Genomic DNA, 14,499 nt, shown 5'->3' with positions numbered 1-14,499 from the left:
TGCGCCATCAAGATAAACAAGATCAGGAACATGAGGCTCAATTGTCGTTGCAGATGATGTAGGTTCTTGGAATAGCCCCTTCCAGGGGCAAGTCAAAGCCGCCTTCTAAGAAGGCGGATTCTTTACTAGTCCAAAATCATAACTCTCTGATTATAAAATATTAGGCGTTTATGCACTTGTCCATGAGTTATAAAAATGCTTCGAAATGGGGCTTATTAGTCCTGTTGATTGGATTGGCGCTAAGCGCGTTATTAACAGGGTTGACGGGGCGCATGAACGCCCAAAAGATTGAGCAAGCCTTGCGCGAGGACGCGGAGCAAATCAGTGAGAACGTGATTAACCGTATCACCTTATATCAATATGGTTTACGCGGTGCACGCGGCACGATAGTCACTGCGGGTGAGCATGATATTAGTCGTGCTAGCTTCCATCGTTATAGTTTAACGCGGGATGTGGACCATGAGTTTCCCGGCGCCCGTGGATTTGGCTTTATTCGTCGAGTACCCAGTCCCGATGAAGCGGCATTTATAGCAAGAGCTCGTCAAGATGATTGGCCTGATTTTAATATTCGCCAACTTAACGCTCATGATGGCGAAAGATACGTTATTGAATATATTGAGCCAGTAGACCGCAATAAAGCTGCCGTTGGCTTAGATATTGCCTCAGAGGCACATCGTAAAGCCGCTGCCGATGCGGCTATGTTATCCGGTGAAGTGCGCTTATCTGCACCCATCACATTAGTGCAGGCTACGGGTAGGCCGCTACAATCATTCTTAATTCTGCAGCCTATTTATCGCACGGGTTTAGTACCTAAAACACAACAGGATAGACTGTCAGCCGGGTATGGTTGGAGTTATGCCCCCTTAGTGACGAACGAAGTTCTAATGGGGTTAGCGTTGAATCAGAAGATGACTAAGCTGTTGCTTAGCGATATCACCCAAGCTGAGCGTCCCATCAGTTTTTTTGAAACACACCCTGATGAGGCGTCTCCACTATCTGCATATCGCCATAAAATGACGAAAGACATTTTTGGTCGTAAATGGCAGATAGAAGTCATCGCTTATCCATCCTTTATTAAGTCATTGCATCTTAATCAACCCAGTTTAGTGCTGTTGAGTGGCAGTTTGTTTAGCCTGCTTTTAGCCGCATTAATTGCCATGTGGTCCATCAGTTTGCAGCGTAAGCAGCAGGTGCTGCTTGAACAGGCAAGGCGCGCTAGCATGTTGGAGCATTCTCTCGATGGCATTATCAGTTATGACACTAAAGGCCAAATTACCAGTTGGAACCAAGGTGCCGAGCAGTTATTTGGCTATACCGAGGCGCACGCTCTTGGCCAGTCGTGTTGTAAATTGATTGTTCCTGCCAGCATAGTGCAGGAAGAAAGAGCATTATTCTCCGAAGTGTTAGCGGGGAAAACCTCTTTAAATCGGATAACTAGCCACCAACGGCAGGATGGTAGCCATTTATCAACCTCGACTACAGCCGTACCTATTTACGACGAGCACGGCAAGATTGCTGGCATGAGCCAAACGATCCGCGATATTACGGCGCAGCTGGAAGCTGAACGACATATTTTAAGCTTGAATGCGAGTCTCGAACGGCAAGTCACCAAGCGTACCCATGCGCTGCAGCAGGCGTTACTCGAAAACCAAACCTTGCTCGACACTATTAATCAACAGCTACTCTATTCCGTTACTGACCCCAATGGCGTCATCTTAGAGGTGAATGATAACTTTTGCCGCATTAGTGGCTATTCGCGTGAGCAACTGGTGGGAAAAACCCATGCAATACTTCAGTCAGGTGAACATGATGTGTCTTTCTGGCAATCGATGTGGCAACAGATAAACTCGGGACAGTCTTGGCACGGTGAAATCTGCAACCTTGATAAGCATCAAACGTTGAAATGGTTCGATACTGTGATTGGCCCAGTGTTTGATGAATACGGTAAAATTGAACGTTTTGTGGCATTAAGGATTGATATTACCGACCGTAAGTTGACACAGATTGAGAAAAATAACTTAGGGTCATTACTGACTAACGTGCTCGATGCCGCCTCTGAAATGTCCATTATAGCCACTGATGTGCAAGGGAATATCACCATTTTTAACCGTGGAGCAGAGCGCTTACTCGGTTATTCAGCCGAGGAAATGATAGGTCAATCTACCCCTGCGCCTCTGCATTTGCTCGAGGAGGTGTTGATAAGATCTGCAGAGTTATCCGCTGAATATGGTAAAGACATTCAAGGCTTTGATGTTTTCATCTATAAGGCAAGAGCCGAAGGTTCGGAAACCCGCAATTGGACCTATGTGCGTAAAGACGGTAGCCAGTTTCAAGTGTCACTTTCTGTCACTGCGATGCGTGACAGTGTTGGCGAGATTATTGGTTATTTAGGCATTGGCGTCGATATTTCACTGATGTTACTGCAGCAGCAAGCACTGATGACGGCCAGTAACCATTTAAGTAAGGCTGCCGAAGTGGCTCAATTAGGTATCTGGACTTGGAATCTGCTCGGTAATTCGCTTGAATGGAATGAACGTATGTTTGCGATTTACGATCAGCCTGAAAGTCTTCGTGAACAAGGATTAACCTATGAACACTGGTCGATGCGGGTTCATCCTGACGATATTGCTTTTGCTGATGCTAAATTGAAAGGCGCTGTGGAAGGAACGGCGCAATATGACCCTATTTTTAGGGTGGTAAGGACAGATGGCTCGATTCGCTACGTTCAGGCGGCCGCCCAAGTTGAGCGCGATAAACAGGGTCATGCGATTAGAGTGATTGGGATTAATTTAGATATCACTGAACAGCAACAATTGGAAGAAAGCTTGCGAGAAGCTAAGCAGGAGGCCGATGCGGCGAGTGCGGCTAAGTCTGCATTTTTAGCCAATATGAGCCATGAAATTCGCACCCCAATGAATGCTGTATTAGGCATGCTGCAATTAATTCAATACACCTCTTTGTCTAGGCAGCAACAAGATTATGTTAATAAAACTCAAACGGCCGCTAAGTCCTTATTAGGACTACTGAACGACATTCTCGACTTTTCTAAAATTGATGCTGGCAAGTTAGCACTCGATCTTCATCCCTGTTCGATTGAATTGCTGATGCGGGACCTTGCCGTTGTACTGTCGGGTAACCATGGTGATAAAGATGTCGAGGTGATGTTTGATCTAGACACGGCTTTACCTCTTTGGCTGTTAGCAGATCAACTTAGATTGCAACAGATCCTCGTTAACCTCGCGGGTAATGCCCTTAAATTCACTCACCACGGTCAAGTGATTGTCGGCATTGAATGTTTACGCCATGAGGCAGATACAGTCACAGTACAAATTTCAATTACCGATACGGGTATTGGTATCAGTGACGAGCAGATTGAACGGATTTTTACCGGATTTGAACAGGCAGAATCCTCAACATCACGCCGTTATGGGGGCACAGGGCTCGGGTTAGCAATAAGCAAAAGGCTTATCGGCCTTATGGGCAGTGAGTTACAGGTGACCAGCAAGGTGGGTGTTGGAAGTCGTTTCTGGTTTGATGTGACGTTTCCTATCATACAAGTCGAAGAAACTCGGCACACAGACCTTAGCGGATATCGTGTGTTAGTGGTTGATGATAATGAATTGACGGTAGAGATTTTAGAGAAAATTTTGACCGGATTTGGGTGTGAGGTTGAAACTGCCTTAGGCGGATATTCGGCTCTAGCGAAGGTTAAACAATCACATGAAAAATCGACACCGTTTGATGTGGTGTTGATGGATTGGCGTATGCCAGACCTTGATGGGCTGCAAACCGCCGAAATGCTGCGTAACTCAGACGCGAATAACCAGACTCCGCTGGTGGTGATGTTAACGGCTTACGGTCATGAAGTGATTGCCGAGAGTCAGCAGATTAGACATGTCCCTTTCGTTAATTTCCTCACTAAACCTGTGACATCGCAGATCTTGGCAGAAGCTGTGTTGAATGCCATCGAAGGTAAGACAATGGAGGCGCACCCTCAGCCGCGTTCACAGCGATTTTTAGCAGGGCTAACCATATTAGTGGTGGAAGATAATCAACTCAATCGACAAGTTATCGATGAGCTATTGAGTTATGAGGGCGCGAATGTCGTATTGGCAGAAGGCGGCATGGAAGGTGTTTCCTTGGTGCTCGAGAGTGGTGACTTATTCGATATTGTCATCATGGACATGCAAATGCCCGATATGGATGGATTGGAGGCGACTCGACGTATCCGCGCTGATGGACGTTTCGCAGCATTACCGATACTTGCGATGACAGCTAATGCTTCACAGTCCGATAGGCAAGAGTGTCTCAATGCGGGTATGAATGACCATGTTGGCAAACCCATCGATATGCCACTATTACTACCGAGTATTTTGCGCTTAGTTGGCCGTGAGGATATGACCTCTGCTGAATTTGAAGGGCACTGGCCTGAAGCGACGCAGGAGCAGAGTGATGAGCAATTACTCGATGATATTCGCCTGATCCTGCGTCGTTTTGGGGGTAATCAGTCTTTCTTCCAAAAAATGGCCAAAAGTTTTGCGCCTGAAATGATGAAGCAACTCGCGCTCTTTAAGCAGTCGACTAAGATATTTGATCACTCAACGGCGGCGGCGATTAGCCATGGTATTAAAGGCATTGCCAGTAATTTTGGTGCTCGGCGTTTAGCTGCGCATGCGGCTTACTTAGAGAAACAGTTTAAGCAAGAATGCCCTGAACTGATTGATATTAAGCGCTGGACGGATACGTTAGAGGAACTCATTAATCAGAGTAGTCAGCAGCTTTCAACCTACTTTGAGGTGGAAGAATTTAATGCAGTTATTAGCGATAATGTAGAAAAAGCCGTGTATTCTTCGGTATCGGTGCAAAGTGTTAAGACGGACCTTAATACCCTAATGAACCTATTAAAAGAGAACAATTTAGAAGCTATGGCCTTAACTGACCAGTTAGCTGAATTGCTATCAGGCCATCCACAATGGTCCATATTGCATGGGCAAGTGCAAGCGCTCGATTTTAATCAGGCATTAGATACGCTACGGATTATCATGTTGGAGGAGGCGTAATGCATCTTGCAGAATTAATTGCTCGGCCCCAAAGTGAGAAAGGTAAGATCCTCATCGTTGATGATCAGCCGCTCAATATCAAAATACTGCATCAACTCTTCAATGAAGAGTATGAGTTGTTTATGGCGACCAATGGTGAGCAGGCGATAGCCATATGCCAGAAGGTACAGCCAGATTTAGTGCTGTTAGACATTGAAATGCCTGGTATGTCGGGTTTTGACGTTTGCCAACATCTTAAAGCCGATCCTGAAACCGCGACTATTGGGGTTATTTTTGTTACGGCTCATTTTGATGAAGTGCAAGAAGTTAAAGGTTTTCAGCTGGGTGCAGTCGATTTTATCCATAAACCTATCAATCCAATTATCACCACTGCGCGGGTAAAGAATCAGTTTACCCTCAAGCGACAATCCGATCTGTTGCACTCTATCGCGCTGCTTGACAGTTTAACGGGCGTCGCCAATCGACGTCAGTTTGAGCAGCGACTTCCTGAAATATGGAAACATTGCTGCCGCAACGAGTTAGCCTTATCTGTGGTGATGCTAGATGTGGATTTTTTTAAACGTTTTAATGATCGTTATGGTCATCAGGAAGGCGACCAATGTTTGCGACAAGTTGCAAAAGCCATTAGTGATTCTCTGCAGCGCGCGACTGACTTTGTTGCACGTTATGGCGGGGAGGAGTTTATTTGTATTCTGCCAGAAACCAAGCTTGCCGGTGCCATTCATACGGCACAGAAAATAGTGAATGCAGTACAAGCTTTGCATCTTGAACATCTCGAGTCGAGCTTCCAAGAGGTGACGATTAGTGCGGGTGTTGCGAGCGTGCTGCCCAAAAGTGATTTGACTTGGCAAACACTGATCGAAACAGCGGACCAGCAATTGTACTTGGCGAAAGAGAGTGGACGTAACCAAGTAGTAGGCCTAGGGCTTTAGCCTGTGAGTTTGTATGTGATTTTTAGCGTGCATTTTGTGAAATTGCCGCTGTTTTTTGCTCAGCATGTGGATAATAAAGAGTTATGAAAGCGCATTTGATCACCCGACAGGGTTGGCAAACTTTAGATAAAGAATTGAAGTATTTGTGGAAAGAATATCGGCCGCAAATCACCCTTAAAGTCCAAGAGGCGGCGGCGCAGGGCGACCGTAGCGAGAACGCTGATTACACTTACAACAAGCGTTTGTTAAGACAAATTGATGGCCGAGTCAGATACTTAGTTAAGCGGTTAGAAGAATTAAAAATTGTCGATTACTCGCCGCAGCAGGAAGGTAAAATATTCTTCGGCGCTTGGTTCGAGCTTGAAAATGAAGCGGGTGATCGCGTGCGTTATCGGATCGTCGGTAAAGATGAACTCGATACCAAATTGGGCTACATCACCATCGACTCGCCCATGGCGCGTGCCTTAATCGGCAAGCAAGTGGACGATGAGGTGGTAGTGCAAACGCCATCGGGTCCAAAAGAGTGGTATATCAATCAGATCCGTTACACTCCTTTTGAAACCACTCTCGCCAGCGAGGCAGATTAGCGACAGGGTTGCCGCCGTGACAACCGCTGCGGTCACCATGGCATGACGGGGAAAGATCAAAGACTCTGATTTGACCTAGGTTTTAGCATGAAACATACGGGGCGCCTGTGGTATCTTTGGCGCAATAACGACTTACTTTACAGTTAGGCACGACACTTTATTTATGCAAACTAATGCACATAACATCGCTCAGATTATCGCTCAAGAACTGAATGTTCGTGAGCAACAAGTTGCCGCAACCATCACTCTGCTTGACGATGGTGCGACAGTTCCCTTCGTTGCCCGCTACCGTAAAGAAGCCACGGGCGGATTAGACGATACGCAACTGCGTACCTTGTACACACGTTTAGGTTACCTGCGTGAGCTGAACGACAGACGCCAAGTGATCCTGTCTAGCATCCAAGCTCAGGGTAAGTTAACGCCAGAATTACAAAGGGCGATTGACGAGGCAGACAGCAAGACACGTCTCGAAGATTTGTATCTGCCCTTCAAACCTAAGCGCCGCACTAAGGGACAAATCGCTATCGAAGCTGGGCTTGAACCATTAGCCGATGCCTTACTGGCTGATCGTAGCGCCGATGTCGAAGCCAAAGCGGCGGGTTATATCAATAGCGACGCGGGTTTCGCCGATGTGAAAGCTGTGCTTGAAGGCGCGCGTTATATCCTGATGGAGCGCTACGCCGAAGACGCGGAATTACTGCGTAAAGTGCGTGAACATTTAAGCCAAAATAGTGTGTTAGAAAGCCGCTTAATTGCAGGTAAAGAGAAAGAAGGCGCGAAATTCCGTGATTATTTCGAGCATACCGAACAGTTAGCGAAGATCCCTTCTCACCGTGCGCTGGCGATGCTGCGTGGTCGTAACGAAGGTTTCTTAGCGTTATCTATGAATGCCGATCCTGCTGCTGAGGCCGGTCAAGGTAGTTACTGCGAAGTGATTATCAGTGATCACTTAGGGCTGAAATTAGGCGATAGCAGCGTCGACCAATGGTTGAAAACCGTGGTGACGGCTACATGGCGCATTAAGATTGCGCTACAGATGGAAACCGAGTTTATTTCGCAAATGCGCGAACGCGCCGAAGCCGAAGCGATTAAAGTTTTCGCCCGTAACTTAGGCGATTTATTGATGGCTGCTCCTGCGGGCGCGAAAGCGACTATGGGACTCGATCCTGGTTTACGTACCGGCGTGAAAGTGGCTGTGGTCGATAACACGGGTAAGATGTTGTGCCATGCGACTATTTTCCCACACGCACCGCAAAATCTGTGGGAAAAGTCGATCCGTACTTTGGCTAACTTAGTCAAAATGCATAAGGTTGAGCTGATTGCGATTGGTAACGGCACTGCATCACGGGAAACTGACAAACTGGCTGCTGAGCTGATTGCCGAAGTGAAAGATACCCACCCACATTTGACCAAAGTGATGGTCAGTGAGGCGGGTGCGTCTGTGTATTCTGCATCGGAATTGGCGGCGTTGGAGTTTCCTGATCTTGATGTGTCGATTCGTGGTGCAGTGTCTATCGCCCGCCGCTTGCAAGATCCATTAGCCGAATTGGTGAAGATTGAGCCTAAGTCTATCGGTGTCGGTCAATACCAACACGACGTGAGTCAAAGCCAATTATCGGGTTCGCTGGAAGCCGTGGTGGAAGACTGTGTAAACGGCGTGGGTGTGGATCTCAATATGGCCTCAGTGCCGTTATTGTCACAAGTGGCCGGTTTAAATAAGACGTTAGCGAAAAACGTGGTCGATTATCGCGATGCCAATGGTCAGTTTAAGAATCGTAAAGAGCTGCTGAAAGTACCGCGTTTAGGGCCTAAAGCCTACGAGCAAGCAGCAGGCTTTTTGCGTATTCGAGAAGGGGACAATCCACTCGATGCCTCGTCTGTGCATCCAGAGGCTTATTCGCTAGTGGAAACTATCGCTAAGACTAAGCAAGTAGCGTTGGCGAGCCTGATGGGTAACTCTGATTTGCTGCGCAGCATCAAGGCAGAAGAGTTTATTACGGCGGAATTTGGTCTGCCGACGGTGACGGATATTTTAGCCGAACTGGATAAGCCAGGACGCGATCCCCGCGGTGAGTTCAAAACCGCCAAGTTTAAAGATGGTGTTGAAGAACTTAAACATCTGAAACCTGAAATGGTACTCGAAGGCGTAGTGACCAACGTGACTAATTTTGGTGCCTTCGTCGATATTGGCGTACATCAAGATGGACTCGTGCATATCTCTTCTCTAACCGACAAGTTCATCAGCGACCCGCACACTGTGGTGAAAGCGGGAGATGTGGTGAAAGTCAAAGTAATGGAAGTTGACGTTGAGCGCCGCCGCATCGGTTTGAGCATGCGTTTGGATGAAGCTATTGACCAAAGCAAGCCGCAGCAAAGACCGCACAATCCTGCCAGAACTAATCATGGTAAAACACCGCAGTCAGCGAAACCGGCTGCCCGTCCGGCGCAAAAACAAGCACCTAAAGCGCCGGCAAATGCGGCCATGGGCAATGCCTTTGCCGATGCCTTCGCTAAGCTGAAAAAGTAAGCGTTAACCGTTAAGACTCGGACTTAAACCTTGTCCGAGTCGACTTTTTTACATGTTACTCACAAAATTGTTGCATAAATGTCGTCTTAGGGAATATAAAGTCGGCATTTAATGCAACGTTAAGCAAAATCGGTTGTCATAGCACAGCTTATTCACCGATTTTTTCAAATTGACACTCCAAAGCAGAGTGGCTCTTTTTACACGTTTTGGGGTAACACATGCAATCTGGTTTATCACCTCGCGGGCGAAACAATGCCCATGGGCCTTTTCGCGCCATCTTTATTTTCTCGCTATTAGTGCTTTTCATTGCCACCGCGAGCCGTATCGCTTTAGGGCTGTGGCAAGCGGATCGCGTTGCCGCTGTGGATGGTTGGTCGCATCTATTAATCCAAGGTTTACGCGTCGATATCGCTACCCTGTGCTGGTTATGGGGTATTGCCGCCTTAGGGACTGCATTATTTTCAGGTGATCATTTTATTGGGCGTCTATGGCAGCCGATTTTACGGGTGTGGTTAACCGTCGGCTTGTGGATCATGCTGTTTTTAGAAGCATCGACCCCCGCCTTTATTGAAGAATACGGTTTTCGTCCGAATCGTTTGTATGTGGAATATCTGATCTACCCGAAAGAAGTGCTTTCTATGCTGTGGGCGGGTCGTAAGCTTGAGCTTATTTTCTCAATATTATTAACCATAGGTACACTCTGGGGCGGTTGGGTTCTCAGCGGTAAACTGACGAGAAACCTGCGCTTTCCACGCTGGTATTGGCGTCCAGTATTAGCGTTAATCGTTATCGCAATTACGATATTAGGTGCCCGTTCAACCTTGGGTCATCGTCCGCTTAACCCCGCTCTGGTGGCCTTTGCTGACGATCCATTAGTGAACTCGTTAGTCATCAACTCAGCCTATTCATTAGTGTTTGCCATCAAGCAGATGGATAGTGAAGAAGATGCTTCTAAAGTGTATGGCAAGCTAGATAACGCGGAGGTTATTGCAACGATTAGGCTGGAAAGTGGTCGCCCTGAAAGTGCCTTTACTTCAACGGATATCCCATCACTGAGCTTTAACCAAGCCAGTTATACTGGTAAGCCAAAGAACTTAGTGATCCTACTGCAAGAGAGCTTAGGCGCACGTTTTGTCGGCAGTTTAGGTGGGTTACCCCTGACACCGAATATCGATGCCTTGTCTAAAGAAGGTTGGTACTTCGATAACTTGTACGCTACTGGTACACGATCTGTTCGCGGAATCGAAGCCGTGACAACAGGTTTTACGCCAACGCCAGCTCGTGCTGTGGTGAAGCTAGGTAAGAGCCAAGTTGGCTTTTTCAGTATTGCTGAATTACTTAAAAATCATGGTTATACAACGCAGTTTATTTATGGTGGTGAGAGCCATTTCGATAATATGCGTAGCTTCTTCTTGGGCAACGGCTTTAGTGACATCATAGATCAGAAAGATTACAAATCTCCGGCCTTCGTGGGTTCGTGGGGCGCGTCAGACGAAGATTTAATGCGCAAGGCGAACAGTGAGTTTGAGCGTCTGCATAGTGAAGGTAAGCCTTTCTTTAGTTTAGTGTTTAGTTCGAGCAACCATGATCCATTTGAATTCCCAGATGATCGTATCGAACTTTATGAACAACCTAAGCAAACTCGTAATAATGCGGCTAAATATGCCGACTATGCGGTTGGTGAGTTTTTCAAATTGGCGAAAAACGCAGACTATTGGAAAGATACGATTTTTATCGTGGTTGCCGACCATGACAGTCGAGTGGGTGGTGCGGATCTGGTGCCAGTATCGCGTTTTCGTATTCCGGGATTAATTCTTGGGGATAATGTTGCGCCAAAACGCGATCATCGTATCGTGAGTCAAATTGACTTGCCGCCGACTTTGTTATCCTTGATTGGAATATCTGACTCTTACCCTATGCTGGGCCGTGACTTAACTCAGGTCAGCGATGATTGGCCAGGGCGTGCTCTGATGCAATACGATAAAAACTTTGCGCTGATGGAAGGTAAAGATGTGGTCATTCTGCAACCAGAGAAAGAGGCACAGGGTTTCGAATATAATGAAAAAAACGAGCAGTTAACGCCTCATCCACCCGCTGCTGCCGCGCTAGAGAAGAAAGCCTTAAGTTGGGCATTGTGGGGCAGTTTGGCCTACCAGCAAGAGCTGTATCGTTTGCCTAAATAAGCGTTAAACAGAATGGAAAATGCCGCTATTTTTAGCGGCATTTTTGTTTATCACTCATGTTAATTTTGTGCGCAAACGGATTCATACGATTGGAATAGGTTAGATCCACGTCGACATGGCTGATTCTTGTTCTGGTTGAGTCTGTTGCTGATAAAACTGACCAATACGCTGTCCAAGTTGTTGATAAAATTGACTCGATTCGCCTTGAAGCGATTGCCTTGCCGTACTGCTGGTATTCGCTTTGGCGTTACTGCTGGTATTCGCTTTGGCGTTACTGCTGGCATAATTTGCCGCACCTTGACTGACCTTTAAGCGTATATCTTTACGTTGCAGTGCCGCTTGGCCTCTTGCTGCAATTTTTAGCGTTTTAGGTAAAACACGCTCGGCCACGACAAGGGGCGCTTTTTTCTCTTGCTGTTGTTGGTTCTGTTGCTGTGAGGATTGCTGTTGCTGCTGTTTTTCTTGAACTTGCTGCTGATTATGCTCGAGCGTTTTTGCCTGTTGTTGAGCTTGATCCGCAGTACGTTCATTCTGTGGATTAAAGGCGCGTTCTTCGTGACCTTTAGTTGCCGCTTGTGGTGGGATGACTACAGGTTTCAGTTGGTTGTCGACCCGAGCCGAGTCCGTCGCGACATTACTGGTCGCTAGCGGGACTTGGGGGTAGTTACTGACAACTAACATGGAAAATTCCTTGGCACATTAATGGTTAAATACTAGTCATTAATCGCTCAAAGATAAAGCGTTAACGTGTCTGTAACGTTAACCAAGGCATAAATACCTGCAAAAACTCCTGCTGATGGGAAATAAAGGGCGCGTGAGAGGCTTTGGCGAGCATCACATCCTCACTTTGAGCTGTGACGGGCATTTTAGGTGGTACGCGTTTGGGCACTAGCCCGTCGAGTCGGCCCCAGATCCTTAGCCAAGGTTGTTGCAACTCTATCAGTTGCTGCCTTAAGTCGACGTCGGTTAGCATATTTAGGCCTTGAGTTAAGGCTCTGGTATTGGGTAAAGGACGTGCGAGGACAAGATCGCGCAGTTGTTTGATATCTTCTTTGGCGGTTTCGCTACCCATGGCTTGAATCGCCAGAAATCTCTCTATAGTTTTAGGTAAATTTTGGCCGAGTTGTTCTCTAAATTGATTGAGGACTTGTGGCAGAATGCCCGGCCATGCTTCGTCCTCCCTTGCCATAAAGCAAGGGGATGAGGCAATAGTAATCAAGCCTTTGATTTTTTGTGGATAACTTAACGCTGTCTGAGTCGCAACGAGCCCACCGAGTGACCAGCCGGCCCAAATAGCGTGTTCTGGTAATGCGGTGACTAAGGCATCGACCCAAGTGGATAGGCCACCCTCCACCATTTGGCTATGGCCAAAGCCCGGCAAGTCGACATAGTGCACCCTATACTGAGACAGTGACTCATGTAATGGCGTAAACACAGCGCTATTGACTCCCCAACCGTGAAGCATCACCAGATCTGGCCCTTGGCCGCTGATTTCAATATGCAAATTTGCGTGGTTTGTGGATGTCACTTGGCTCACTTGAGTGCCTCAAAAATGGATTAGGTGAAGGTATGCCGTACTTTGTCAAAAGGATTTGGCCGCCATCCGCTTGGCGGATAATGCGTTTAGGCTATCAACTCGGCACAAGCTGGTTGGCGAGCAGTTTACCTAACCGTTGCCTGCTGTGCCACCAATCCATACCTATCCCCGAGACGGGTATTTGCGCCGTTTGTCTTCAATCTGGCTTATACCATGGACCTATTTGCTTAGGTTGCGGTAAGTCGATGCAAATAGAAGTCGATTATTGCGGGGAATGCCAAAAGCGTCAGCCACGTAAAGTCATTGCGCCTTGTAGTTATCATCAAGGTTTGGGTGCTTGGGTTGGTGCGATTAAATATCAAGGTCAACTTGCCGCTTTGCCCGTGCTGTGTCGCGCCTTAGTGGCACGACTTAAGGTATTAGAACAGCAAGGATTAATCTCGCTGCCTCAAGCGATAGTGCCAGTTCCATTGCATCCAAAACGTTTGCAACAACGGGGATTTAATCAGGCGTGGTTAATTGCCCATGAGTTATCGCAGCTCTTGCAACTGCCATTAGTGAGCGAAGGGTTAACGCGTCAACAAGACACTCGACCGCAGGCGGGGCTTTCGGGGGCGCAGCGACGACGCAACTTACATGATGCCTTTATGTTAGCGGATGATTTTGCGTTCCAGCGTATTGCATTGGTGGATGATGTGGTCACCACTGGCACTACAGTCTCTGAAATTGCTCGCTTATTCGAAGCGCGTTATGTGCATGTTCAAGTATGGTGTTTGGCAAGGGCTGAGGCGCCAGGCTTGTTGGATGATCTCGATAATGAATGAGAAGCATGTATAGAACATCTTGGAATGTCTGCTTAAGTGACTGTCTTAGGCGCATTATTCGATTTTAATACGTTAAGATCATATCGTTTGAACAGCTCAAATGGCTCAGTCAAACCGTGATCGCTTTGGCAAAAATCCATCAAGTTGCCGCCCAAGGGGCTACAAAGCTAAGGTGAGTCGGAGTATCATACGGCTAATTCTTACTAAAACACTCAGGTATACCCTGACGGAGCAGGTTTTGATGATTACCATTTCCGATGCGGCTCAAATTCATTTTGTTAAGTTGTTAGCAGATCAGCCCGAAGGCACGCATATTCGCGTATTCGTGATAAGCCCTGGCACTTCACAAGCCGAGTGTGGCGTGTCTTATTGTCCACCGGATGCAGTAGAAAGTGATGATATTGAAATCGAGTTCACTGGCTTCAATGCTATGGTCGATGAGAAGAGTGCACCTTTCCTTGAAGATGCCACTATCGATTTTGTGACTGACCAATTAGGTTCACAACTCACGCTCAAAGCGCCTAACGCAAAAATGCGTAAAGTGTCTGGTGATGCACCCCTAGTTGAGCGTATCGAGTATGTTATTCAATCTGAAATCAATCCTCAGCTTGCTAGCCACGGCGGTAATATCATGCTGGTGGAGATCACCAAAGAAGGCGTAGCCGTACTGCAGTTCGGCGGTGGTTGTAACGGTTGTTCTCAAGTAGATATCACTTTAAAGGATGGTATTGAAAAACAACTGTTAGACATGTTCCCAGGTGAGTTGACTGGCGTACGTGACGTGACAGATCACCAACACGGTGAGCATTCTTACGCTTAATCTTGTTGGTTGAGCTGAATAAAAAACGC

The 14,499-nt window shown here is 47.0% G+C and carries 9 protein-coding genes; 7 read left to right on the top strand and 2 right to left on the bottom strand.

Annotation, left to right across the window (positions count from 1 at the left end; translation table 11 throughout):
- Positions 1-170: 170 nt before the first annotated feature.
- The 5 genes from MO387_RS10055 (at position 171) to MO387_RS10035 (ending at position 11,289) form a co-directional block, all read left to right on the top strand.
- Positions 171-5,060: a PAS domain S-box protein gene (locus MO387_RS10055; RefSeq protein WP_107949891.1), complete on the top strand. Its 4,890-nt coding sequence runs from the start codon at positions 171-173 to the stop codon at positions 5,058-5,060.
- A complete protein-coding gene (locus tag MO387_RS10050) occupies positions 5,060-5,992 on the top strand; it encodes a diguanylate cyclase (RefSeq protein WP_014620512.1) in 933 nt (310 codons plus the stop codon). The genes MO387_RS10055 and MO387_RS10050 overlap by 1 nt, the downstream gene beginning before the upstream one ends.
- A gap of 83 nt (positions 5,993-6,075) precedes the next feature.
- Positions 6,076-6,579: a transcription elongation factor GreB gene (gene greB / locus MO387_RS10045; RefSeq protein ID WP_006079584.1), complete on the top strand. Its 504-nt coding sequence runs from the start codon at positions 6,076-6,078 to the stop codon at positions 6,577-6,579.
- Positions 6,580-6,742: 163 nt separating this feature from the next.
- The gene (locus MO387_RS10040; protein ID WP_107949889.1) at positions 6,743-9,106 is read left to right on the top strand and encodes a Tex family protein; all 2,364 of its coding nucleotides are present in this window, start codon (positions 6,743-6,745) and stop codon (positions 9,104-9,106) included.
- A 218-nt stretch (positions 9,107-9,324) separates the two neighbouring features.
- Positions 9,325-11,289, top strand: a complete 1,965-nt coding sequence (locus MO387_RS10035; RefSeq protein WP_107949887.1) for an LTA synthase family protein — start codon at positions 9,325-9,327, stop codon at positions 11,287-11,289.
- Between the two features lie 99 nt (positions 11,290-11,388).
- On the opposite strand, the gene MO387_RS10030 is transcribed toward MO387_RS10035, so the two are convergent.
- Positions 11,389-11,970: a hypothetical protein gene (locus tag MO387_RS10030; RefSeq protein ID WP_107949884.1), complete on the bottom strand. Its 582-nt coding sequence runs from the start codon at positions 11,968-11,970 to the stop codon at positions 11,389-11,391.
- A gap of 61 nt (positions 11,971-12,031) precedes the next feature.
- Entirely contained in the window at positions 12,032-12,826 is a 795-nt protein-coding gene (gene bioH / locus MO387_RS10025; RefSeq protein ID WP_107949882.1) for a pimeloyl-ACP methyl ester esterase BioH, read from the bottom strand.
- A gap of 32 nt (positions 12,827-12,858) precedes the next feature.
- On the opposite strand from bioH, the gene MO387_RS10020 reads away from it, so the two are divergent.
- Positions 12,859-13,650, top strand: coding sequence for a ComF family protein (locus MO387_RS10020; protein WP_199908773.1), 792 nt, complete (start codon positions 12,859-12,861; stop codon positions 13,648-13,650).
- A 241-nt stretch (positions 13,651-13,891) separates the two neighbouring features.
- Complete coding sequence (nfuA, locus tag MO387_RS10015; RefSeq protein WP_107949880.1) at positions 13,892-14,470, top strand: Fe-S biogenesis protein NfuA; 579 nt, start codon at positions 13,892-13,894, stop codon at positions 14,468-14,470.
- Positions 14,471-14,499: the final 29 nt, after the last annotated feature.

It is taken from the genome of Shewanella sp. N2AIL (genome assembly GCF_022690845.1).
GTDB classification, from domain to species: Bacteria; Pseudomonadota; Gammaproteobacteria; order Enterobacterales; family Shewanellaceae; genus Shewanella; species Shewanella baltica.
The sequence above is the reverse complement of the archived record's forward strand: the minus strand, read 5'-3'. Positions and strand labels throughout refer to the sequence as shown.